Genomic DNA, 21,510 nt, shown 5'->3' with positions numbered 1-21,510 from the left:
CGTGCATGTGGCACGGGTCGATCAGTGGAGCATGCGATAGAGGGCCGGAAAGCCGACCAGGGCGGTGAAGAGCATGACCAGGGCCGTGCCGGGAACGACCATCCGTTCGCTCACGACGTTGGCCTTGGCGAGTTCGTCGGAGAGCAGTTCGGAGCGCAGGTTGGCGGCCCGGGCTCGCAGCGTCTTGTAGACCGCGGTGCCGTCGGTGCCGGAGAGCCGCATCGTGTCGGCGAGGTCCTGAAGCGGCGTCAGGCCGAGTTCGGTGGCCAGGTCCGCCAGACCGTCCCAGGGAGGGCGGCGTTGCAGCGAGGCGAGTTCCATCGCCTGGGCGATGCGCCGGATGACCGGGCCGCGCCCGACCTGGGCGGCCCGCTCCAGCGACTCGGCCGGTCCGCGGTCGGCGGCCCGCTCCAGCGCGACGAGTTCCAGATACGCGGCGACGGCGTGCAGGAAGTCGATCCGGGCCTCGTCCGCCTGACCGCGCAGCAGAAGGTCGGGCAGGAACCACATCACCGCGCCGAGCCCGAGCGACGCCACCGCCGGGACGGCGAACGGCAGTGGGTGGCCGATGAGTTGGGCAATGACGATGCCGTAGGGGAAGGCCAGCAGGCCGAGCAGGGAGCTGATCAGCTTCTGCGCCAGATGGCGTTCCGGAGTCCGCCCGACCAGGGCCAGATCGCGCTCCGGGAGGGTCAAGCCGCTGAGCACACCGAGCCCCCGCAGCCTGCGGCCCAGACCGTCGAGCAGGCCCGGCTCGGCGGTGACGCCGAAGTCGGGCACCGCCTCGCCCAGCCGGATCGGCGCGGTGGGACCGGGGTTGAGGCGGTTCAGCGCCGTCTCCAGATGCGGCGGTGCGGGCCGTAGTTCGGCGATCAGCAGCGCCAGACCGAGGCCGAGCGCGCCGCCGAGCACCACCAGCCACGTGATCATCGTGCCTCCCCCTGCCCTGCCCACGGGCGCCCGGTCATCGCGCCCAGACTGTCGGCGTCCGAGTCTGCGGTTCCGTCCCGGCGCAGCAGTTCGCGCGTGGAGACGCGACTGCGGCGGTCCGCCTCCAGGAACCTCGGGACGGGCCGGTGCAGCGTCATCCGGGCCATCCAGCCGACGACGGCGACAACGCAGAACACGACGGCGGTCAGCACCGCCTGCCCGATCGGCGTCCCGTACGGGGCGACGTAGGAGGCGTTGAGCGACATCACGACGGCCGCGCCCAGCAAGATCAGCACCAGCCAGCGCACGGTCGCCCGGTGCTTGGCCCGGTCGGCCTCGATGACGCGGCGCTGCCGGACCTCCTCGCGGACCGAGTCGGCCAGGTCGGAGAGCGCCCTGGAGAGGCCGGGACCACGGTCGTTGACCCGGAGCAGCAGCGCGGCCAGGACCTTGTCCGACGTCGCGTCACCGAGTCGGTCGCCGAGGTGGCGCAGCGCCTCCTCCGGGTTCATCCGCGACTGGATCCGGCCGACCAGGTCGGCGATCTCCTTCTCCAGCGCCTCCGGCGCGGTGCGCAGACTGCCGATCAGGGCCTGTTCCATCCCGACGCCGAGCAGCAGCACGTCGGAGAGCCGCTGGGTCCACTCGGCCAGCGCCTCCAGCCGGTCGATCGCCTCGGTCCTGGGCATGGTCGCGGCGAGCAGCCACGGCAGGCCGAAGGCCAGCATCGGCACGATCACGAGCGCCACCACGTAACCGGTCAGCAGCCAGCCGAACGCCGCACCGCCGATCGCCACCACGAGTTGGACGCGACCCCGCACCCCGACAGGGCCGGTCGGCCGGAACCGGCGGCGTTCGGAGCCGGGCCCAGCTTCGGGCTCGGCTCCGGCCTCGGGTCGCATGTCGCTGCCGCGCGCGAAGACGATCAGCGCCACCAGCCCGCCGCAGAGCAGCACGCCGCAGCCGGCCCAGAGCAGCACGCTCATACCGCTCCCCCGACTCCGCTGTCGGGCCCGGACGAAACGTCGACGCCGCTGCCCCGGCCGCCGCCGATCCGCAGTCCGAGCGGTGCGGCCCAGGTCCCGTAAGGGTTCCGCAGCAGCGAGGCGTCGAAACCGGAGCGGCGCAGGTCGTCCAGGCAGGCGGGAGGCGTCTGCGGAACGCCGCGTGGCTCGGGCCAGATCTGCCGCCCCTGCGCGTCGACGCCGCCCTGACGCGGCCCGAAGACGGTGTTCAGCGCGGGCCGTCCCTGCTCGCCGAGGCCGGTGACCTCAAGGATGTGGGAGACGAAGCGGTGGCGCTTCCCGCCGATCCCGGTCTCGTCGAGCATGGTCACGTGGACCACGAAGTCCAGCGCGTTGGCGGTGAGCCGGTAGGCGAGCTGGTCGGTCATCTGTGCCCCGTACTCCAGGCAGAGTTCGGCGATGCGGTCGACCACCATGTGCGGGGTGCGGGCATGGAGCGTGCACATCGAGCCGCCCTCGCCGTTGGTCATCACCCGGAGCATCGGCACCACCTCGCTGGAGCGGACCTCGCCGACGATGATCCGGCTCAGCGTCATCCGCAGTGCGGCCGGGATCAGTTCGCCGATCGAGACCTCGCCCGCGACGCGTCCGTCGATCCGTTCGCCGTTGCCCTCCCGCGCCTCCATCGGCACGACCTGCTTCAGATGGCCGAGGGTGTGCAGCCAGAGCTCGAACTCCGACTCCAGCGTGCCGACCCGCTCGTCCGGTGGGATCTCGCCCGCCATGGCGCGCAGCAGACTGGTCTTGCCGACGCCCTGGGTGCCGGTGATCATCACGTTCTTCCGCGCGCGGATCGCCGCCGCCAGGAACGCGGCGATGCTCGAGTCGACGGTGCCGAGCTGGACCAGGTCGCCCAGCGTCGCGTTCTGGACGCGGTGGCGGCGGATCGCCACGTACGGGCGCGGGGTGACGTGCGTCATCGCCTGGAGCCGCATGCCGCCCTCCAGCCGGAGCGCGAGCGTCGGCGTGGCCGTCGACAGCGAGCGCTCGCCGCCGCCGTGCCGGCGCGCCAACTCCTGGAGCAGTTCGACCAGTTCCTCGTCGCTGTCGGCGATCGGCGGGACCTGGCGCAGCGGCTGGTGCGCGCGCGAGATCCACACGTCGTCGTAGCCGTTGATCAGGATGTTCTCGATCTCCGGGTCGTCCAGGTAGGGCTGCAGCCGACCGGCACGGAAGAGCAGGTCGAAGACCACCTCGGCCAACGCCCGGTCCTGCTCCCGCGTGGGCGTGACGCCGTGCGCGACGGCGTAGGCGTCCGACCAGCGGGCGACGGCGTCCTCGATCAGCGCCCTGCCGCGCTGCCGTCGGCCCGCGGAGTCTGCGGTCGCGGCGTCCGGCGAGGCGCTGAGCTGCTCGTGCAGCTCGGCGGCGACCTGGCGCTTGAGCTCCTGCGCGACCTTGGCGTCGACGACCGCTCCGAACAGGAAGTTCGGCGGCTGCGACGGCTGTGGCGCCGGCTCCTGACCGGTCAACTGGCCGTTCGGATAGCCACTCGCCTGGTCGTTCGCGGGTCGGCCGGCGAGCTGCTGCCGCGGCAACGGCTGGTTCAACGACTCAACGGACATGGGCCGACACCTCCCCGGGCACGGGCGGCCGTGGCGCGTGGACCGCAAGCGGCGGCGCCTGAGCATCAACCTGAGGCTTAGGGTGAGAATTCACGTCTGTTCCAGGGTCCGGCCCGTAGGTCTGCTGCACCGCCTGGAGTCGCAGCGCCTGGCCGGGCGTCACAAGACCGCTGGGGTGCGCCGCAACGGCTGCGTCGGGCACGGGAATCGGCCGCATCGCCAAATGGGGCGCGGGTGGGTACTGCGGCGGCACCGGATCCGGGGAGGCTGCCTGCGCCGGGCGGTACGCCGCCTGCGGGGCTGGCTCAGGGAATGGTGCAGGCACGGGCGGTGGGGTGGGCCCAGGTGCTGTCGGTGCCGATGCCGGTGCTGGCGCCGGGAACTCGGGGAACTCCGGGAACTCCGGGAACTCTCGGAAGTCCGCCGCTGCCTGACGCGGTGCCACGGGGGACACGACCGGGGGTGTCACGGTCGGCGCAACGGTCGGCGCCACGTTCGCTGCCACGGGAGCCGCAGCGGGACCCGCGGCGGGCCGCAGCCGCACCCGGCGGCGGGCGACCAACGCCCGCAGCTCGTCGGCCGTCGAGCGCGCGGCGCGCATCAGCTCGGAGCGCTGGAAGCGCCGGTCCGAGGTCTGGCCGCCGTCGGAGAGGACCCGGGCCTCGCGCGGGGCGTGCGGCAGGACGCCGACGACCGGGGCCCCCAACGCCCGGGAGACCTCCGACGACGCGTACGGGCCCTCCTGGATCAGCAGCAGGCCGAGCGTGTCCGCGCCGGTGCCCTGCGTCGCGAGGTCCGCCGCCAGCGCGGCGATCCGGGGTTGCGTGGAGCTGAGCCCGCGCAGGGTGGTGCGCAGCACCGTCACGACGGCGTCCGCCTGATGCGCCATCACCGCCGAGGGTCCGTTCATGCCGGACCGGCCGAGGTCCACCAGGACGTCACAGCCGTACGCGTCCAGGCTCTGGCAGGTGTGCGCGAGCGGCTCCCAGGTGTACGCGAGCGCGGGGGCCTGGGCGGGATCGGTGAGGCCGGGCAGCAGCAGCCGGTCGCCGGTGCCGCCCGGAGAGAGGTCGAGGCACTGCTCCCACAGGACTTCGAGCAGTCGCCCGCGCCGGTCCGCCAGCGCCAGGTTGCGCAGGCCGCCGCCCGCCCCGACCTGGCCCTGCAACGCGCCGGAGAGCACCGCGCCGCCGTCCGGATCGCATTCGAGCAGCAGCACCCTCCGGTGCTCTGCCAACGGCCAGTTGAGCAGCAGCGCGAGCGCCGTGCTGGTGGCCCCGGGCGCGCCGGGACCGCCGGTGATCGCGACCACCGCCATCAGCCACCCCCTCCCTGCGCCCCGGCGGCGGCGAGCAGCAGCATGAACCGGCCGCTCGCGGCCAGGTCCGCCACGGCGGCGGCCTTCTGCGGCGGCACGGCGACGTCCACCACCACCGTGCCGTCGGACTGCGAGGGTTGGCCGACGTCGACGACCCGAAGCGTGATCGACTGCACCTGCGCGGCACCGGTCCCGGCGGTTCCTGATCCCGAACCGCTGGTGCCGGTCGAGCCGTTCGTGCCGCCGCCGGTGGAACCGGTCGTCGGCGAACCGCCCGTCGCGCTGCCGTTGCCGACCGCCGACGGCGTGAAGACCATGACCACCCACGCGCCCGCCTGCACTCCGGACGCGGGCAACTGGGTCGGCTTCGCGGCCAGTCCGACGACCTGCTCCCCCGCGTCGACCAGCGGATCGTTGGTCAGGTCCGCGCCGGTGAGCAGTTGTCCGGCCTTGAGGTCGGCGGTGGCGCGCATGCCGAGCACGTGGCTGTCGGAGTTGAGCGGCTTGAGGGCGGGGTCCAGTGAGATCCGCACCACCGTCAGGTCACCGGCGGTGATCGGCTGGCCGACCGGCACGTCCTGGGCGAGGGCCAGGACTCCGACGCGCTGACCGGTGGTCAGGTAGAGGGCGCTGCCGCCCAGTCCTCCGGCCGCGATCAGGGCGACTCCGAGCGCGAGCACGGCGGGCCTGCGCCTGCGGCGTTGGGGCGCGCGTATCGGCGCTGCGGGGCGATGCCCTGCTTCGAGCGTCGGGGACGCGGGGGCTTCCACCGGAGTCTCGCCTCTTTCCTTGGTCCGTTCTGTGCTGTGCGTGCCGTGCGGGTGCGGTGCCTTGCGGGTGCGGTGCCTTGCGGGTGTGGTGCGGTCCGTACGGTGAAGCGTGTTGGTGCGTTGATGCGTAGGTTCGTTGGTGCGTCAGTTGAGGACTTGGATCTCGTCCACCTTGAGCGTGGTCTGTTGGCTGGCCACGTCGTCCATCGGGAAGGTTCCGGTCTGGCCGCCTCCCGACCAGCTGACGGTCCAGCTGACCAGAGCGTTGACGGCATAGGCGCCGGCGGCCTTGGTGTAGCTGTAGGTGCAGCCGTTGACGAGCGTCCCGGTGTACGCCGTCCCCGCGTCCGGACAGACGACGGTCCCGCCGTCGCCCATCTGCCAGGTCACCTTGGGCGACCAGACCGTGGCGGTCACCGACAGACCAGGGACGCTCGCGGTCACCGTCAACGGCTTTGCGGCCGAGGCATAGGTGTCGCCGTAGTCACCTTTGCCGTTGCCCGGGTTGAGCCAGAGCATGACCGGCGTGTTGACGAGGCCGGGCTTTCCGTTGCCTGGTGCCGTCTCCGGCTGGGCCGGGAGCAGCGGCAGCTTGGCCACGGCCATGTGCGCCAGCTGAGCGGGCGTCACCTGCACCGGAGCGGGCGGACCGGCGGCCATCCAGAGGCTGACCGTGCCCCCGCCGCCGCTGAGCGCGCAGGTGCGGACGTAGATCGCACCGTCGCCCGGCTTGTGCCCCTGCCAGAGCGGGTCACCGGCCGGGGGCTGCGGCTGCATCTGGATGTAGTAACAGCCGTCGCCGGAGTCGAGCGCGCCGATGCCCGGGATGTAGCAGGGCTCGACCTGGTTCTGGTAGTAGCAGGCCCCGTTCCCGCCTCCGGCGCCGCCGGAGCCTCCGCCGCCCTGCGCACCGCCGCCGGACCCCGGGGTCCCGACGACGACGCAGACGTAGGAGTTGGCGCACGGCGACACGGCCGCGTGCGCGGCACCGGCCGCGCCCATCACCCCGCCCACCACACCGCCGAGGACCAGCAGCAGCGCGGCGGCCATGCGCGTCACGGTGGACGTCACCGCACGGGGAGAGGGCCGGGTCGACGTCGGGGTCAGCATGGCTTGTCCGTCTCGCGCGTGATCTGGGAGATCATCCACACTCCTCTGACGGTGCGTGCGGTAGCGACGACCTGATAGCGCGTCAGCCGCGTCGCCGGCTCGTCGGTCCGCCCGCTGGAGGCGAGCACCTGGTGCCAGCCGGAGACGTCGAGGCAGTCGACGACGGTGGCCTGGTCGACCCCGGACGCGCCGGACAGCGCCCCGACCGAGGTCACCTTCGGGTCGGAGACCGGAGCTCCGCGCATCCGCAGGCCGCCGCCGACGAGCCGGACCACGTCGGCGTAACTGTCGCTCAGCGCCTCGCCGGTGGCGTAGGTGGACAGGTCGCTCCCGTCCGCCTGGCCGGTGGACATGGCGCGCACCTGGGCCGCCCAGTAGCCCGCGTAGGCGCGGAGCACGAAGTCCGCGTCGGGCCCGGCGACGCTGGGCGCGGCAAGCCCGGCGGGTGCGGGGGGCGTGGCCTCCTTCGAGGGCGCGCCGTTCAGCGTCTCCGCGCTGCCACCGCTGCCGCAGCCGGCGAGCACGGCCACGGAGAACGCAGCCGAGGCGGCGACCACGGCCTTGACCGCGGCGGGAACCGGTCCGCGCGGGCGTGCGGCCCCAGTTGACGTGTCGTCAGAGACGCGGTGTGAAGGGCGGTTTCGGAGCACGGTACCCAGGCGCCGCATGGCTCCCCCCTTGCCGTCGATTCCCAGATTGACGGTGTTCAGCACCCTATGCCTCACAGCGTCCGCTGTCCCCGGATGTGGCTGAAATTCTCCCCGTCGTAATGCGCACGTCAATGCCCCGGGGCATTTTCGCTTCCGTTCACCGCGAGACGGAGCGCAGCGCCCCGCGCAGCACCGACCGGTTGCGCAGCAACAACCTGCACTCCCCCGGCGGGCCGATGTGATGGATCGGAGCGCCCGCCACCCGCGCGCCCCGCTCACGCGCGTGCGAAACGCGCCTTTCCGGACGCGCGCCCAGGCATCCGAGAAGCTCCAGCCGCGCGTCGAGCTCCCGCACGTCGAGCGCGGCGGGCGCACCGGGCGCGCCTGCGTCCAGCAGCTCGGTGAGCTCCTCCGCGAGCGCCCCGGCGCACATGTCCTCGGCCCCGCGCCCCCGCCGATGCGCGTCGTAGCGGACGACCCGACCCCAGGCGGGAACCTCCAGCTCGGCTTCCGCCCAGGCGGGCCACTCCTGCCAGGCGACCGAATCGGCGGCCAGGTCCAGCACCAGCAGTGCCTCCTGCTGCGTGCCGTGCGCCATCGCGCTGGTGACCCAGTCGCACGGCAGGCCGCGCCGGGCCGCGTTCTCCCGCAGGCTGCCCGCCGTCACCAGCGCGGGACGCCGCCTGCGCTCGTCCCAGGCCAACTGACCGCCGAGGTAGACCACCAGCAGCCGTCCGCCGCGCGAGGCCGCCTCCTTGAGCGCCGACAGCATCGCGTTGGCGTCCGCCTCGGGATGGACGGAGGTGACCCGGCAGCGGCCCGGCCCGGCGTCCAGCAGTGTGCCGGTCACCGCACGCCAGAAGCGCTGCGCACCCTCGGCAGCGCCCAGCGACCCGCCGAACGCACGCTCGTCCGGGCACTCCGCCCCCAGGAGCACCAGCTCCACCGCGAGATCCACCACACCCCCAAGCCCGGCGCCGGGTCGGACCCGTCGTTCGAGGCACCGCTGCCGTCGGTTTTCCACCGTCAGATCCGCAGGCCCCCGCGGACACCGACCGGCCACCGCGCGTCCTCGCACCGGTTCCCACCAGCCACATCCGCCTGCCAGCTCCCTGTACCCCCTGGCCCGGAGGGAAAACCCCGGATGGTGGCGTGCGGTCCGAGCGAAGGCGTGCGGGAAGGTGCGCGGATGCGTCCGCGGCTGGCGGCGTACGCCGTGTGCATCGAGGGGGCGCACGTGCCGCCCGCGCATGTGAGCTGCGCCACATTCAGGTGGCCGTGACCGAGGGCTACGCTCCGGTTCCATGACCATCTTCGCGTCCCTCGCAGACCTCGCCGCAGCCGTCGGCACCGAACTCGGCACCAGCGAATGGCACGTCGTCGACCAGAAGCGGGTCGACCTGTTCGCCGAGGCCACCGGCGACCACCAGTGGATCCACGTCGACCCGGAGCGCGCCAAGGACGGGCCGTTCGGGACCACGATCGCGCACGGCTACCTGACGCTCTCCCTGATCCCCGTGCTGGCGAAGGAGTGCTACGGCGTCGAGGGCATCCGGATGGCCGTGAACTACGGCTCGGACAAGGTCCGCTTCCCGGCCCCGGTCCCGGTGGGCTCGTCCGTTCGGGCGACCGCCGAACTGGTCTCCGCGACCGAGGTCACCGGCGGGCTCCAGGCCGTGGTCCGCTTCACGATCAGCGGCAAGGACGGCGGCAAGCCGCACTGTGTCGCGGACACCATCACCCGTTTCTACGCCTGACGGACGGGCAACCCGGCGGTGACCCCGCCGGGACCGGGCACCGGGTCCGGATGATCGTCCCCGGTACGCGGGCGATCATCCGGGTACGCTGCGTAAGGCGCCGCGAACGTTTGCTTCGCACGTTGCTGCGACCGCCGAGTCAGACGTCACATCGGGCGTCCACTCGACGTTCGAGTGAGCTTCGAGTAGCAACGAGGCGCAGACTGCAGATCGTCCGACGTATCGACCCGAAAGATCGCCCAGAGGGATCGCGCGTCCCTCGCGCGTCGCCTGGAGGTGCCGTGCCCGGTCCCGCCCGTCCCGAGTCCACCGCTTCACCGACCGACCGGTCCATCTCAGCGACCGACCGGTCCACGCTCGGCTCGCTCTCGGTCTCGCTGATCAGACGGGTCCGCCCGGAGGGCTTCGGCGCCGAACCGACCGGCGAACGGCTGGCCCGGATCATGCGCTCGCCGAACTTCGTCGACGGTGCCTTCCGCAACCCGGTCCCCACCGATCGTCTGCTGCCCGGCTCGGGCTTCAACAACATCCGCGCGGCCATGACGCAGAACCGCGCCCGACGCCGCCCGGCGCAGGCCATCCCCGTGCACCGGCTGACCGCCGAGCAGCTGGCCGTGCCACCCGTCACCGGCCTGCGGCTGACCTGGCTGGGCCACGCGGGCGTGCTGGCGGAGATCGGCGGCAGGCGCGTCCTGTTCGACCCCGTCTTCGGCGAGCGCTGCGCACCCGTCCCCGGCATCGGACCGCGTCGCCTGCACCCGAACCCGATCCCGCCGGCCGAGCTCGGCGCCGTCGACGTCGTGGTGATCTCCCACGACCACTACGACCACCTCGACATGCCCACCGTGCGGATGCTGGCCGGATCGGACGCGGTCTTCGCCGCGCCGCTGGGCGTCGGCGCGCACCTGGAGTTCTGGGGCGTCCCCGCGGACCGGATCGTGGAGCTGGACTGGCACGAGTCCGCCGAGGTCGCCGGGCTGACGCTGACCGCGACGCCGGCCCGGCACTACTGCTCGCGCGGGCCGCGCCCCAGCCCGCTGCACCTGTGGGCGTCCTGGGTGGTCGCCGGCGGCGAGCACCGCGTCTTCCACAGCGGCGACACCGGCTACTTCCCCGGCCTCGCCGGGATCGGCGCACAGCACGGGCCGTTCGACGCGGCGATGATCCAGGTCGGCGCGTACGGCGAGTTCTGGCCGCAGGTCCACATGACGCCCGAGGAGGGCGTCCGCGCCCACCTCGACCTGGGCGGCGGCGTCCTGCTGCCGATCCACTGGTGCACCTTCGACCTGGCCCCGCACAGCTGGGAGGAGCCGGCCGAGCGCACCCTGGCCGCCGCGATCGCCCACGACGTCCCGCTGGCCACCCCACGTCCCGGCGAGCCCTTCGAGCCCGGCGAGCCACTGCCGCAGCGCCCGTGGTGGCGAGCGGTCGCCGCCTCGGGCGCGGACGACGGTACCCTCGCCGCCGGAACGGTCGACCCGACGGCGGAGACCGAGGTCCTGGACCGGACAGAGGACCGCGACCCGGACGACGACACCCAGGTCGGCGCGCCCACGGTCTGACCGGCAACCCATGCCATGGCCCGCAACCATGCCAGGCCTGACAACCCCTGGTTGACACTGACAACCAGGGGTTGTCATACTGGACGCATGGTGAAGCAGATCGAGTCCGCAGCGCATGCGGACCTCTTCGAAGAGCTCAAGCAGGTTCGGGCCAAGGCCGTCGAGCACCACAGCGAGGCCCTGCGGTTGAGCCGCGAGCGGCGCAAGCTGATCGACCGGCTCCTCGCCGAGGGCTTCTCCCAGGCCGACGTGGCCCGGGAGTTGGGCGTCAGCCGCCAGGCGATCCAGAAGATGATGGCAGCCGTCTAGCCGGAACACCCGGTCCCGACATCGGTCAGGCGGCCTTGCACAGCGCGAGCAGCCGGAACGTCGGGTCCGGACGCCTGCGGTCCTGGTCGGGAAGGGCGGCCAGCCCGTCGAGGATCGTGTCACGGTCCCCGGCACCGAGACGCCGCGCCCAGAACTGGTACCGATCCCGGCGGATGAGGTCCACGACCGCCGCCGGGGACGGGCCGCGCCCCGGGGAAACGAAGGACGACTCCCCCACGGGCGCAAGGCCCACCGCCGCACCGAAGGAGACGACGCGGTGCCGCGCGTCCGGCTCGGCGCGACCGACGGCGTTGTCGACATGCGGCCGAAGGTCGCCGAGCACCTCGTCGATGTCACTGCCGACGTTGTGGCACGCGTCCTTGTCGACCGTGGTCGCCAACACTCCGCCCGGCCGCAGCACCCGGGCGAACTCGGCGATCAACGGGCCGCTGTCGGGCACCAGATGGAGCAGCCAGACGCAGGTGACCGCGTCCAACGTCCCGTCCGCGAAAGGCAGGCGGTCGGCGCAGGCGCGCACCGCCCGGCCGCCGGGGAGTCGCCGCGCGGCCTGGGCGAGCATGTTGTGCGTCAGGTCGACGACCACCACGTCGCGGCTACCGCGCCCGTCCCGGCCGTCCCTGCGCAGCCGTCGGCCGATGATCCCTGTCCCGCCGCCGACGTCCGCGAGCAGCCGCACGTCGTCCGGCAGCAGTGCCTCCAACCCGGCCGCGGCCGACTCCGCACGCGCCTCCCCGCCACGCGACTCGTCATAGCGGGCGGCTTCGGTCTCCCACGAGAACTCCTCCGTCATGATCGCCAACCTACGTCCCGCGTACCACCGTTCACCAGGGTCCGGCGGCAGCAGAAGCATCCGTCAGCGCAGCCGTCACCGCAGTCGCCACGGCAGCCGCGCGCCGGAGGCGAACGCCGCCTGGCCCTCGGCCAGTGACGCCGGGTCGTTACCGACATGGATCAGCGTCTTCGCCACCTCCAGCGCCTGCCGGTACCCCAACTCCTGCGCGTACCAGACCGCCCGCACCGTCGCCTGGACCGCGAGCGGCGGCTGCGAGGCGATCGCCGCCGCGACGCGCGCCGCCGCCTCACGCAGCCGCTCGCCCGGCACGATCTCCTGCACCAACCCGATCTCGTACGCCCGCCGTGCCGAGAGCCGTTCGTGACTGCCGGTCAGCTGCATCCGCATCACCTCGCCGAGCGGCATGCGCTGCAGCATGGCCATCGACTCGAAGACGGAGGCCATGCCGTAGCTGGTGTGCGGGTCGAAGAACGTGGCGTGCTCGGCGGCGATGATGAACTCCACTTGGCCGAGGAGGTAGAACGCGCCACCGCAGGCCATGCCGTTCACGGCGGCGATGACCGGCTTCCACAGGTCGCCCGCGGTCTTCGGGCTGATCCAGTCGCCGGGGTCGTCGAAGTGCAGCGGCGTCGCGCCGCGTTGTCCGATGGCGAGTTCCGGGTCGCCGAGCGCCCCGCGGTCGACGCCGGTACAGAAGGCGCGGTCGCCCGCGCCGGTCAGCACGACCACCCGGACCGCGTCGTCCTCGCGCAGTTCGCGCCACAGGGTGCGCAGTTCGCGGAGCATGCGGGCGTCGAAGGCGTTGTGGACCTCCGGCCGGTCCAGGGTCACCCAGGCGACACCGTCCGTGCCGAGGTCGTATCCCAGCGTCTCGAAGCGTCCCATGCACGGCCTCCCGGGTCGCGGTCGTGGTCGGAATCCGCGCCTTCGAAGGATCTGGCGCATTCAACGAGAACAGGTTCTACTTGCTGTCTGACGCACCGTCAACCACCACCATCCCGCACCTGTAGGCACGGACGGAAGGGCCGCAGCATGCGTGACCAGCGACACGGACGCCGCATCATGATGTCCCCGGAGGAGCGCGACGCCTTCCTCGCCGAGCAGCGCGTCTGCCGGGTCGCCACCGTCGCCGTGGACGGCCGCCCGCACGCCACCCCGCTCTGGTTCGCCTGGGACGGCGGCTGCCTCTGGCTCTACTCGATCACCCGCAGCCGCCGCTGGGCCGAACTTGCGGGTGACCCACGCATCGCCGTCGTCGTCGACACCGGCGAGGAGTACGGCGACCTGCGCGGCGTCGAGCTCACCGGCCGGGTGGAACGCGTCGGCGAGGCACCGCGCACCGGCACGGGCGCGCCGGTGCCGGAATTGGAAGCGGTGGAGAAGGTCTTCGCGGTCAAGTACGGCTTCGGTGCGACCATGTTCCACGACGGCCGCCACGCCTGGCTCCGGCTCACGCCCGAGACACTCACCTCCTGGGACTTCCGCAAACTCGGCGGCAACTTCGCGCGCTGAAGCCGCCCGACCATCCCTCCTCGCAGCCCTGCTGTCGCTGTGTCGAGCCGTGAGCGGCACTCGTCCCGCGGCCCGGGTGAAGACCAGAAAAGCCGGTGCGAGCCTCAAGCAGAGCCTCGCGCCCCGCGCCCCTAGACAGCACGGGCCGCGCTGAAGAGTGGGACCAGGCTCGGGTCGTTGAAGGATGTGATGCGTGCGACCCGGGCGCCGATCAGGGTCAGGACCTGGACCCCGTAGGGCTGGTAGGCCCCGTCCTCGTCGCGTTTGCGGATGACGACGGCCGGCTGGCCGTTGGCGCGGGTCGGGTACATCCGCCACAGGCCCGGCCGCAGGACGCGCGCGGACAGGAAGCCGGTGACGGCCACGCGGCCGGTGAACCAGGTCGGGATCGGCGGCATCTCCAACTCGACGTCGGCGCGAAGCAACCGCACCAGCGCGTCGGCGTCGGCCCGGGTGAAGGCGTCCACGTAGTCGTCGAGCAGGGAGCGCCTCGCCGGCTCGTCCGGTTCGGCGAGGTCGTCGGCGACAGGCCCGGCGTCGGCGAGCGTCGCGCGGGCGCGTCGCAGCGCGCTGTCGACGGCCGCGACGCTCGTGTCGAGCATCTCGGCGACCTCGGCGGTCCGGAACGCCAGCACGTCACGCAGCGTCAGCACCGCCCGCTGGCGCGCCGAGAGGAACTGGAGCGCGGCGATGAACGCCAGGCGCACGCCGCTGCGTGCGGCGACGACCGCCGCCGGGTCGTCACCGCCTCCGCCCAGCAGGCTGTCCGGCGCCGGCTCCAGCCACGGCACGCTCGGCTCCCGGTCCGCGACCGCGACCCGGTGGTCGTCCTCCGGCGCGCCGAGCCCGGACGGGAGCGGGCGTCGGGTGCGCGTCTCCAGCGCGGTCAGGCAGGCCATCGTGGCGATCTTGTACAGCCAGCGCCGGACGGAGGAGCGGCCCTCGAACCGGTCGAAGCCGCGCCACGCCCGCAGATACGTCTCCTGCACCAGGTCCTCGGCGTCGTGGATCGAGCCGAGCATCCGGTAGCAGTGCGCGAGCAGCTCCGGCCGGAACGGCTCGGTCAGCGCGGCGAACTGGAGGTCCGAGACCATGACGTCCACTCTAGGGCCGGTCCGGCGGGGCGCTATCGGTCGAGCGGGCGCAGCCCCGCTCCGCTGACCGCGTACTCGGCCGAGCTGTCCGGATCCGTCGCGACCTGGAGGACCGCCTTCCCGACCAGCTCCGGCGTCAGGATCGGCTCCAGGCCCTTCACGAACGTCTCCCGGTCGACGCCCGCCCGCGCGGCGTACCCGTCGACCCCGTCCGACCCGATCCCCGTCGGCGTCAGCTGCGGCAGGAGTGCGACGAACCGGATCCCGAGCCCGGCCCGCGCCGACTCGTCCGCGGCGTAGCCGCTGATGTACCGGATCGCCGCCTTGGCGGCCGCGTAACCGCCGCTCAGCGGGGAGCCCTTGAGCGCGGCGCCACTGGACATCTCCACCACGACGCTGCCGGGCGCCAGCGGCGCCCGCAGCGCGGCGCGGGTCCAGGCGAAGGCCTGCCGGGTGTCGACGTTCCAGTTGGTGTTGAAGGTCTCCCAGGTCTGCTCGTGCAGGGCCCCGAGATGCGGCGCCGCGCCGGCGTTGAGCACGAGCAGGTCGGGGCGGTACTCGCCCAGGATCCGGTGGGCGAGCGCGTCGTTGGTGGCGTCGCCGACGACAGGTACGAAGTTGGCGCCGAGCTCGTCGCGCACGGTGGCGAGCTCGGTCTCGTTCCGGGCGACCCCGAGGACGCGGGCTCCGCCCGCGACGAGTGCGGCGGCGATGGCGCGGCCGAAGCCGCGGCTCGCGCCGGTGACGAGTGCGGTCTGAAGGGGAGCGGACATCGGATTCTCCTGGCGACTGGACTGGTCGGATCGATTGATATCCAGACCAGCCGCAACCCGAAAATCCGTCGCCCGCTCCCGCATTCCTCCGGCGGAGTGCTCAGCTCACCCGGACACAGGTCTCCGGCGCTGGACGCCCACCGCTTCGAAACCTGACGAGGTTCAGCCTGCGCTCGGTGGTACAGCTCCCTGCGCCCCAGGCGACGGGAGCCCCGCCTGGTCCACGGCGAGCACATGCTCGGGGCCGGGTCAGGCAGCCGTCGACAAGGTGGCGCGGCGCGACGGCTCACTGCCCTGGGCCGGGCGCGTCGGTTCCGTCGTGGCGGTCGGGGACACGCCGAGGACGGAACCTCGCGCGTGGGCCAGGCAGTAGCGGCTGACGGAGCCGTGGAACAGGCGGGCCAGTCGGCCCTGCTTGCCCGTGCTGACCACGAGCAGGTCGCTGGGCCGGTCGGCGATCTCCACCAGGGCTGGACCGGGCCGCTCGGCTCGGACGACCAGGGGTTCGACCTTCAGGTCGGCCGGGCAACCGCCGAAGGCCTGGTCGAAGGCGGCGTCGAGGCGGTCGCAGGCGGCCTGCTCCCACTGCTTCAGCAGCGGCGGACACGGGTGGCTGCGGTAGGCCATCTCGCCGCCGACCGGGTGCCAGACCAGCACCGGCACCAGGACGGCGCCCCGGCGGCGCGCCTCATCGGCGGCGCGGTGCAGCGCGGCCAGGCTGCTCTCGGATCCGTTGACGCCCACGACGACGCGGTTCTGGGCCATGATGCTTCGCTTCTTTCGCTGACACTGCCGACCGGTACGGGTCGGATTGGCATTCGTTGGCGAGAATCCCCAAAAGCTATCGACGTTCCTGGCTATCGGAGTGATCTCTCTTGGATTCATTGGACACCATGGGAGATTGCCTGCGAAATCCCTTGACGCTTCCCTGATGTCCGGGTGGCTTGCCTTGACGCCCTATTGACCACGCCGTCTGCCCCGGGCCGCGTCATCACACGTTCCGCAACGATCCCCACGGGACCGCAGGCGGGCACTCGATCCGAGTCCCCAGCACGGCAAAGCTCCCTTGAACCAGGCTCCAGCTCCTGGCCGCAGGCAATGTCGCACATGTCACAGGCACACGGTGGTTGGCGTCTGAAACGATGTACCGGTGACCGCCGCAACGCCCCAGCCCACCGCCATCACCAGCTTCGTCGACCTGCTCAGCCTCGACGAGATCGACAAGGGCCTGTTCCGGGGCTGGTGTCATGCGGGCGCGCCGTTGCGCGCCTTCGGCGGGCAGGTGGCCGCCCAGGCGCTGGTCGCCGCCGGGCGGACGGTGGCCGAGGGACGCCAGGTGCACTCGCTGCACGGCTACTTCATGAGACCCGGCGATCCGCGCCGCCCGCTGGTCTACGAGGTCGACGCGCTGCGCGACGGCGGCTCCTACTCCACCCGCCGGGTCACCGCGATCCAGCGCGGCGAGGCGGTCTTCACCCTGTCCGCGTCCTTCAAGCGCCCCGAGGAGAGCCCCGACCGGCAGGCGGTCATGCCGAACCTCCCCGGCCCGGAGAACCTGCCGGACCCGTACGCCGCCTGGGCGGCGGGCGGCCCGGAGAACTACTGGGGGTCCACCGGCCGGCTCACCCTGGACATGCGCATCGTCCCGCGCGACCTGCCCGGACAGCCGCAGGAGTTGCCGGGCGTCGCGCAGCAGTTCGTCTGGCTGAAGTCGGCGCAGAAGCTGCCCGCCGACGAGCCGCTGATGCACGTCTGCGCGCTGGCCTACCTCTCCGATCTGACGCTGGCCTCGACGGCGGCGCTCCACCTCCAACTCCCGCGCGCCGAGCGCACCGAGCCGTCCCACATCAGCCTGGCCTCGCTGGACCACGCGATGTGGTTCCACCGCCCGTTCCGCGCCGACGAGTGGCTGCTCTTCGCCCAACGCAGCCCGAGCTCGTCGGACGGTCGCGGGCTGGCCCAGGGCGAGTTCTACACCCGCGAGGGACAGTTGGTCGCGTCCGTCGTCCAGGAGGCACTGATCCGGGAGCGCCCGCACCCCGCTCCGTGAGCAGCCCCCTCGCCGTGCGTCCGATCCGCCCGTGGGCGTAATCCCGCAGGTCGATGCGGTGTTGAGGTCCTCCCCCTACGCTCGGCCGCATGGACACCGCAGCCCCGCCGCCCCGTGCCGAGAGCACCGCCCACAGTCGTCGGCGAGATCACGTCTCGACATGGCTGGGCCTGGTGGCCTACCCGATTGCCATGCTGGTACTGCTCTACGGCATCGCCGCCCGCGCGGAATGGGGCGCCCTGTTCCTGGGCGCGCTGCTGACCATGTTCCTGCTGGTCCCTGCGGCCCGTCGGCGTCCGGTGCTGACACTCGGCGTCACGCTGCCCCTGGTCTGCCTGATGATCGCGGCCATCCCCGGACGGGACCGGACGCCGCTGGTGTTCCTGCTGTTCGTGGTCCCGGACATCCTGCTCGGCGTCATCGTGGGCCGCTGCCGCCGGAGTACGGGCGTCTGGGCGGCGGTCGTGAGTCTGGTGGTCCAGGTGCTGATGGTGGCCGCGTTCTCGCGGGGGCCCGACGCCTTCATCAGCACCGAGGTGTTGGTCGCCCTCGGAATCGCCACCGCCTACACCATGGGCCTGCTGGCCCGGGAGCGCCGCGAGCACGCGGAGGCGACGCGCGCGCAGGCGGTCGCCGAGGCGGTCACCGCCGAGCGGCTCCGGATCGCCCGCGAGTTGCACGACATGGTCGCGCACAGCATCGGCATCATCGCCATCCAGGCAGGCATGGGGAGCCGGGTGGTCCACACCCAGCCCGCCGAGGCGCAGGCCGCGCTCAGCATCATCGAGACCACCAGCCGCGAGACCCTGGCCGGACTCCGTCGCACCCTCGTCGCCCTGCGCCGCTCCGACGCCGACCCGACGGCCGCGTCATCCCCCGACCTCAGCGCACCCGCCCCCTCCCTCACCGACCTCGACCGGCTCGCCGAGGCGACGGCGGCGGCAGGCGTCCGGGTCACGCTCCGCCGCGTCGGCGAGGCACGCCCGCTGCCGCCGGACATCGAGCTCTCCGCCTATCGCATCGTCCAGGAGGCGGTGACCAACGTCGTCCGCCACGCGGACACGCCGAGCTGCACGGTCGACATCGCCTACGGGGCACAGGACCTGACGCTGACGATCCTCGACTCCGGTCGCGGCACCTCCGGCTTGAACACCCCGAACAGTCCCAACAGCCCCAACGGCGTCGGCGCGGGCTTCGGCATCACCGGCATGCGCGAACGCACCGCCCTCCTCGGCGGCACCCTCACCGCGGGCCCCCACTCCGACGGCGGCTTCCAGGTCACCGCCCGCCTGCCGCTGCCCGCGGACACGGCCCAAGCTGCGGTCGGATGAGCCCTCGGGCCGCCCGAATTGGCGCACTACAGCCCAACGTGCCCTTGCTTCCCCGCAGTTACTGCGACAGAGTCGAATTCCGAGGCGATGTCAGAGATCTCGTCAGAACGGATACCTCCATGCGGCACACCACGGAGCCCCACCAGAACGCCGGCAGCGACCGCGACTCGGCCACGCCACGCGGCCCCGTTCGGAGTCCCGGCACGCTTCCGGCCTTCGGTGCCGCCATGGCCGCCGCCGGGCGCGGCGGACCGCTTCAGGCGGGCTCGCTGGGCGCCCTGCAACGCGCGGTCGGGAACGCCGCCGTCGCCCGGATGATCGGGCGCGAGCGGAACCAGGAGGGCGCCGGCCACGGCGACAACGCCGTGCAGGACGACAACGCCGTGCAGGAGGCCGCGAGGACGGCCGGGCGTGGCGGCAGCCGGCTGCCGAACGGCGTGCGCACGACCATGGAGCAGGCCTTCGGCACCAGTCTCGACCACGTCAGGGTCTCGGTCGACGAGCAGGCCGCCGCGAGCATCAACGCCAGGGCGTACACCGTCGGCAACAACATCGTCGTCCAGAACGCGAGCGTTCTGCGCGACGTCGAGACGATGGCCCACGAGATCCACCACACCACCCAGCACGACGCGCCCGCCGGCCTCAGCGATCCCGGCAACCGCTGGGAGCGCGAGGCCTCCGACGTCGGAGCCCGGGTCGCCCGCGGCGAGAGCCTCCAACGCTGCGCGGCGGACGGCGAGGAGCACGAGGGCGGCGGCCTCTAGCGCGCAGCGGTCCAGCGCCGCGTGGGCTTCGAGTTCGAGTAGCAGAAGGAGAAGCCGTAGGGCCCGGCGCCCGATGTCCTCAGGGCGAGAACGCTGTTCCACCGATACTGCCGTCTGTGCAGGTCGGTGGTGGTCGGATCAGCTGATGAGGCGTCATACACGTGCAACGCGGTTCCCGGTAGGATGGCCGGGTGTCCAAGGTAGACCTGTCCCCCAGGCCGGTCGAGACCATGTCTCCCCGCCAACTGGAACGCCGGAAACACCTGATCGACGCCGCCCTCGCGCTGGTCGCGGAAGGCGGGGTCGAACGGCTGCAGATGAAGCAGGTAAGCGAACGCTCCGGGGTGGCGCTCGGGACGACCTACCGCTACTTCTCGTCCAAGGACCACCTGCTGGCCGCCGCCGCGTCGGACTGGCGGGCGATGCTCATGGACGACCTGGCGACCGAGGTGCGGGGCTCGCCCGCGGCCCTGGCCGAGCGGGGCAGCGGGTCGGACCGGGTGGTGCGCTTCGTGCACCGCGGGATGCGGGCACTGCAGCGACAGCCCAACCTGGCCCGGCTGCTGGTCTCGGTCGCCGTGTCCACGGACCCCTTCGCCAGCGAGGTGGTCGAGGCCATGGGCAACTCCGGCCGAGCCAAGCTGCTCGCGCTGATGCCGGAGGTGCCGCCGACCGCGAGGAACGTCGTTCCGCACATCATCGACGCGGCGTGGCACAGCGAACTGGTCGACTGGGTGACCGGCCGCTCCACGCTGGGCGACGCGTTCGCGCGGCTGGAGGAGGTCATCCGGCTGGTACTCGCGCCGTACGTGGCGGAGCCGGTCGCGGTGTGAGCAGCGGCCTCAGCGGCGCGGCTTGCCGCGCCGTGGCGTCTGCTTCCGCGCGCCGCCGGCCGCAGCGCCGCCCCCGCCCGAACGGGGACGGCCGGACTGCTTCTGCGGCTGGGACTTCGGCTGCTTCTTCTTCGCCGCCGTCGCCTTGGCCGCCGTCGCCTTGGACTCCTTTGTGGCGGGCGTCTCGGCCTGGCTGCGGCCGCGCGAGCTGTTCACCGTGCGACCGCGCACGATGCCGATGAACTCCTCGACCAGGTCGGTCGTCCGGTCCTGCAGCCAGGAGAGCGCGATCTGCGACTGCGGCGCGTCCGTCAGCGGCCGGTAGGTGAGGTCGCGCCGGTGGTGCAGCCGGGCCAGGGACTGAGGGACGATCAGCACGCCGATGCCCGCCGAGACCAGGTCCACCGCGTCCGCAGTCGTCGCCGGACGCTCGAACGCGGGCTCGCCGGGCGTGCCCTCATCCCAGCCGAGGACGTCGTCGAGCGGATGGAGCACGACCACCTCGGCCAGTTCCGCGACGGAGACCTCCTCCGCGTCGGCCAGCTCGTGCTCCTTGGGGACGACCACGACGGTGGTCTCCGTGTAGAGCGGGATCGCGCTGAGGTGCGTCTTGTCCACCGGCAGCCGAACCAGCCCGGCGTCCGCGCCGCCGCCGTGGAGAGTCGCCTCACCCTCACCCGCCGGGACCAGCTGGAGGGCGATCGGGGTCTCGGGAACCCGTTCGTTCCAGACGCGCACCCACTTGGCGGGCGTCACCCCCGGGACGTAGGCGAGCCGGAAGGGAGCGGTTGCGGGCGAGTCTGTCACGGGCCCAGGTTACCGGCTGTGATCACCGGCTGTGATCAGGCAGGCTTTCCGCTCGCTACCCTTGTGCCATGACTGACAGCAAGCCCACGACGACCCAGACGATGAAGCCCGCCACGGCGGCGAAGAAGCTCGGCGTGTACCTGCCCGCCACGCCCGCCGAGTTCCAGGAGGGGGTCGTCTCCCGGGACGAGCTGAACGCGCTCCAGGCCAACCCGCCGCAGTGGCTGGCCGACCTGCGCCGCAACGGGCCGCACCCGCGTCCGGTGATCGCGACCAAGCTCGGCATCTCCATCTCCGGCCTGGCCCGCGGCGGGGTGACCGAGGCGCTGACCACCGAGGAGATCGACGCCCTCAAGGCCGAGAACCCGCTCTGGCTCCAGCACGAGCGCGCCAACCAGCTGGAGGTCCGCAAGGAGGCCGTGCGGATCAAGGAGAAGCAGCAGGCCGAGCGCGAGCAGGCCGCCCGCCGCGCGGGCGGGAACTGACCTTCTTCCTGCCGTAGGAAAACCGGGAGCGTGGCCCGGCCTCGCCGGGCT

General features: G+C 72.5%; 23 protein-coding genes. 9 read left to right on the top strand and 14 right to left on the bottom strand.

The features are described from left to right. Positions 1 to 21: 21 nt before the first annotated feature. The 8 genes from ABH928_RS04205 to ABH928_RS04170 form a co-directional block, all read right to left on the bottom strand. Positions 22 to 930, bottom strand: coding sequence for a type II secretion system F family protein (locus ABH928_RS04205; RefSeq protein WP_370062120.1), 909 nt, complete (start codon positions 928 to 930; stop codon positions 22 to 24). Beyond that, positions 927 to 1,916 carry a type II secretion system F family protein gene (locus tag ABH928_RS04200; protein WP_370062118.1) on the bottom strand — a complete coding sequence of 330 codons (990 nt, stop codon included), beginning with the start codon at positions 1,914 to 1,916 and terminating at the stop codon, positions 927 to 929. The genes ABH928_RS04205 and ABH928_RS04200 overlap by 4 nt, the downstream gene beginning before the upstream one ends. After that, positions 1,913 to 3,520 carry a CpaF family protein gene (locus tag ABH928_RS04195; RefSeq protein WP_370062116.1) on the bottom strand — a complete coding sequence of 536 codons (1,608 nt, stop codon included), beginning with the start codon at positions 3,518 to 3,520 and terminating at the stop codon, positions 1,913 to 1,915. Before ABH928_RS04195 ends, ABH928_RS04200 begins: the two co-directional genes overlap by 4 nt. Next, positions 3,510 to 4,838, bottom strand: a complete 1,329-nt coding sequence (locus tag ABH928_RS04190) for a hypothetical protein (RefSeq protein WP_370062114.1) — start codon at positions 4,836 to 4,838, stop codon at positions 3,510 to 3,512. The genes ABH928_RS04195 and ABH928_RS04190 overlap by 11 nt, the downstream gene beginning before the upstream one ends. Then, positions 4,838 to 5,518, bottom strand: coding sequence for an SAF domain-containing protein (locus tag ABH928_RS04185; RefSeq protein WP_370062112.1), 681 nt, complete (start codon positions 5,516 to 5,518; stop codon positions 4,838 to 4,840). Before ABH928_RS04185 ends, ABH928_RS04190 begins: the two co-directional genes overlap by 1 nt. Positions 5,519 to 5,752: 234 nt before the next feature. Continuing rightward, positions 5,753 to 6,718: a hypothetical protein gene (locus ABH928_RS04180; protein WP_370062110.1), complete on the bottom strand. Its 966-nt coding sequence runs from the start codon at positions 6,716 to 6,718 to the stop codon at positions 5,753 to 5,755. Beyond that, on the bottom strand, positions 6,712 to 7,275 hold the full coding sequence (locus tag ABH928_RS04175) for a hypothetical protein (protein WP_370062108.1): 564 nt from the start codon (positions 7,273 to 7,275) through the stop codon (positions 6,712 to 6,714). Before ABH928_RS04175 ends, ABH928_RS04180 begins: the two co-directional genes overlap by 7 nt. Before the next feature lie 250 nt (positions 7,276 to 7,525). After that, positions 7,526 to 8,314 (bottom strand): hypothetical protein, encoded by a 789-nt coding sequence (locus tag ABH928_RS04170; RefSeq protein ID WP_370062106.1) that lies wholly within the window; start codon positions 8,312 to 8,314, stop codon positions 7,526 to 7,528. 358 nt (positions 8,315 to 8,672) lie between these two features. Between ABH928_RS04170 and ABH928_RS04165 the strand changes: the two genes are divergently transcribed. From ABH928_RS04165 to ABH928_RS04155, 3 genes are all read left to right on the top strand, one after another. Further along, entirely contained in the window at positions 8,673 to 9,125 is a 453-nt protein-coding gene (locus ABH928_RS04165; protein ID WP_370062104.1) for a MaoC family dehydratase, read from the top strand. Between the two features lie 380 nt (positions 9,126 to 9,505). After that, positions 9,506 to 10,687 carry an MBL fold metallo-hydrolase gene (locus ABH928_RS04160; RefSeq protein ID WP_370062967.1) on the top strand — a complete coding sequence of 394 codons (1,182 nt, stop codon included), beginning with the start codon at positions 9,506 to 9,508 and terminating at the stop codon, positions 10,685 to 10,687. An 87-nt stretch (positions 10,688 to 10,774) separates the two neighbouring features. Beyond that, positions 10,775 to 10,996 carry a TrfB-related DNA-binding protein gene (locus ABH928_RS04155; protein ID WP_370062102.1) on the top strand — a complete coding sequence of 74 codons (222 nt, stop codon included), beginning with the start codon at positions 10,775 to 10,777 and terminating at the stop codon, positions 10,994 to 10,996. A 25-nt stretch (positions 10,997 to 11,021) separates the two neighbouring features. Here the strand turns inward: ABH928_RS04155 and ABH928_RS04150 are convergent, their stop codons facing one another. Then, on the bottom strand, positions 11,022 to 11,807 hold the full coding sequence (locus ABH928_RS04150; RefSeq protein WP_370062100.1) for a methyltransferase domain-containing protein: 786 nt from the start codon (positions 11,805 to 11,807) through the stop codon (positions 11,022 to 11,024). A 75-nt stretch (positions 11,808 to 11,882) separates the two neighbouring features. Next, complete coding sequence (locus ABH928_RS04145) at positions 11,883 to 12,695, bottom strand: enoyl-CoA hydratase/isomerase family protein (RefSeq protein WP_370062098.1); 813 nt, start codon at positions 12,693 to 12,695, stop codon at positions 11,883 to 11,885. Between the two features lie 147 nt (positions 12,696 to 12,842). On the opposite strand from ABH928_RS04145, the gene ABH928_RS04140 reads away from it, so the two are divergent. Next, a complete protein-coding gene (locus tag ABH928_RS04140) occupies positions 12,843 to 13,322 on the top strand; it encodes a pyridoxamine 5'-phosphate oxidase family protein (protein WP_370062096.1) in 480 nt (159 codons plus the stop codon). Between the two features lie 131 nt (positions 13,323 to 13,453). Here the strand turns inward: ABH928_RS04140 and ABH928_RS04135 are convergent, their stop codons facing one another. The 3 genes from ABH928_RS04135 to ABH928_RS04125 form a co-directional block, all read right to left on the bottom strand. Next, positions 13,454 to 14,416, bottom strand: a complete 963-nt coding sequence (locus tag ABH928_RS04135; RefSeq protein ID WP_370062094.1) for a sigma-70 family RNA polymerase sigma factor — start codon at positions 14,414 to 14,416, stop codon at positions 13,454 to 13,456. 32 nt (positions 14,417 to 14,448) lie between these two features. Next, positions 14,449 to 15,189, bottom strand: a complete 741-nt coding sequence (locus ABH928_RS04130; RefSeq protein ID WP_370062092.1) for an SDR family oxidoreductase — start codon at positions 15,187 to 15,189, stop codon at positions 14,449 to 14,451. A 249-nt stretch (positions 15,190 to 15,438) separates the two neighbouring features. Beyond that, positions 15,439 to 15,954 carry a universal stress protein gene (locus ABH928_RS04125; RefSeq protein ID WP_370062090.1) on the bottom strand — a complete coding sequence of 172 codons (516 nt, stop codon included), beginning with the start codon at positions 15,952 to 15,954 and terminating at the stop codon, positions 15,439 to 15,441. Positions 15,955 to 16,339: 385 nt separating this feature from the next. Here ABH928_RS04125 and ABH928_RS04120 point away from each other — a divergent pair, with 385 nt between their 5' ends. The 4 genes from ABH928_RS04120 (at position 16,340) to ABH928_RS04105 (ending at position 20,167) form a co-directional block, all read left to right on the top strand. Further along, positions 16,340 to 17,239, top strand: a complete 900-nt coding sequence (locus tag ABH928_RS04120; protein WP_370062088.1) for an acyl-CoA thioesterase — start codon at positions 16,340 to 16,342, stop codon at positions 17,237 to 17,239. 89 nt (positions 17,240 to 17,328) lie between these two features. Next, positions 17,329 to 18,570 carry a sensor histidine kinase gene (locus ABH928_RS04115; protein WP_370062086.1) on the top strand — a complete coding sequence of 414 codons (1,242 nt, stop codon included), beginning with the start codon at positions 17,329 to 17,331 and terminating at the stop codon, positions 18,568 to 18,570. 119 nt (positions 18,571 to 18,689) lie between these two features. Beyond that, positions 18,690 to 19,334: a DUF4157 domain-containing protein gene (locus tag ABH928_RS04110; protein WP_370062085.1), complete on the top strand. Its 645-nt coding sequence runs from the start codon at positions 18,690 to 18,692 to the stop codon at positions 19,332 to 19,334. Positions 19,335 to 19,525: 191 nt separating this feature from the next. Next, positions 19,526 to 20,167 carry a TetR/AcrR family transcriptional regulator gene (locus tag ABH928_RS04105; RefSeq protein WP_370062084.1) on the top strand — a complete coding sequence of 214 codons (642 nt, stop codon included), beginning with the start codon at positions 19,526 to 19,528 and terminating at the stop codon, positions 20,165 to 20,167. Positions 20,168 to 20,176: 9 nt separating this feature from the next. Here the strand turns inward: ABH928_RS04105 and ABH928_RS04100 are convergent, their stop codons facing one another. Continuing rightward, positions 20,177 to 20,974, bottom strand: coding sequence for a LysR family substrate-binding domain-containing protein (locus ABH928_RS04100; protein WP_370062082.1), 798 nt, complete (start codon positions 20,972 to 20,974; stop codon positions 20,177 to 20,179). Positions 20,975 to 21,042: 68 nt separating this feature from the next. On the opposite strand from ABH928_RS04100, the gene ABH928_RS04095 reads away from it, so the two are divergent. Beyond that, a complete protein-coding gene (locus tag ABH928_RS04095) occupies positions 21,043 to 21,459 on the top strand; it encodes a DUF5997 family protein (RefSeq protein ID WP_370062080.1) in 417 nt (138 codons plus the stop codon). Positions 21,460 to 21,510 lie beyond the last annotated feature (51 nt).

Source organism: Streptacidiphilus sp. MAP5-3 (assembly GCF_041262505.1).
In the GTDB taxonomy this organism is placed as follows: Bacteria; Actinomycetota; Actinomycetes; order Streptomycetales; family Streptomycetaceae; genus Streptacidiphilus.
This window is presented reverse-complemented; position numbering and strand designations above follow the sequence as displayed.

What these genes read in the sequence shown, in the direction of transcription:
- ABH928_RS04205 (WP_370062120.1), bottom strand. Translation starts at nt 930, where the DNA reads ATGATCACGTGGCTGGTGGTGCTCGGCGGCGCGCTCGGCCTCGGTCTG.
- ABH928_RS04200 (WP_370062118.1), bottom strand. Translation starts at nt 1,916, where the DNA reads ATGAGCGTGCTGCTCTGGGCCGGCTGCGGCGTGCTGCTCTGCGGCGGG.
- ABH928_RS04195 (WP_370062116.1), bottom strand. Translation starts at nt 3,520, where the DNA reads ATGTCCGTTGAGTCGTTGAACCAGCCGTTGCCGCGGCAGCAGCTCGCC.
- ABH928_RS04190 (WP_370062114.1), bottom strand. Translation starts at nt 4,838, where the DNA reads ATGGCGGTGGTCGCGATCACCGGCGGTCCCGGCGCGCCCGGGGCCACC.
- ABH928_RS04180 (WP_370062110.1), bottom strand. Translation starts at nt 6,718, where the DNA reads ATGCTGACCCCGACGTCGACCCGGCCCTCTCCCCGTGCGGTGACGTCC.
- ABH928_RS04165 (WP_370062104.1), top strand. Translation starts at nt 8,673, where the DNA reads ATGACCATCTTCGCGTCCCTCGCAGACCTCGCCGCAGCCGTCGGCACC.
- ABH928_RS04155 (WP_370062102.1), top strand. Translation starts at nt 10,775, where the DNA reads ATGGTGAAGCAGATCGAGTCCGCAGCGCATGCGGACCTCTTCGAAGAG.
- ABH928_RS04150 (WP_370062100.1), bottom strand. Translation starts at nt 11,807, where the DNA reads ATGACGGAGGAGTTCTCGTGGGAGACCGAAGCCGCCCGCTATGACGAG.
- ABH928_RS04145 (WP_370062098.1), bottom strand. Translation starts at nt 12,695, where the DNA reads ATGGGACGCTTCGAGACGCTGGGATACGACCTCGGCACGGACGGTGTC.
- ABH928_RS04140 (WP_370062096.1), top strand. Translation starts at nt 12,843, where the DNA reads ATGCGTGACCAGCGACACGGACGCCGCATCATGATGTCCCCGGAGGAG.
- ABH928_RS04135 (WP_370062094.1), bottom strand. Translation starts at nt 14,416, where the DNA reads ATGGTCTCGGACCTCCAGTTCGCCGCGCTGACCGAGCCGTTCCGGCCG.
- ABH928_RS04130 (WP_370062092.1), bottom strand. Translation starts at nt 15,189, where the DNA reads ATGTCCGCTCCCCTTCAGACCGCACTCGTCACCGGCGCGAGCCGCGGC.
- ABH928_RS04125 (WP_370062090.1), bottom strand. Translation starts at nt 15,954, where the DNA reads ATGGCCCAGAACCGCGTCGTCGTGGGCGTCAACGGATCCGAGAGCAGC.
- ABH928_RS04115 (WP_370062086.1), top strand. Translation starts at nt 17,329, where the DNA reads ATGGACACCGCAGCCCCGCCGCCCCGTGCCGAGAGCACCGCCCACAGT.
- ABH928_RS04110 (WP_370062085.1), top strand. Translation starts at nt 18,690, where the DNA reads ATGCGGCACACCACGGAGCCCCACCAGAACGCCGGCAGCGACCGCGAC.
- ABH928_RS04095 (WP_370062080.1), top strand. Translation starts at nt 21,043, where the DNA reads ATGACTGACAGCAAGCCCACGACGACCCAGACGATGAAGCCCGCCACG.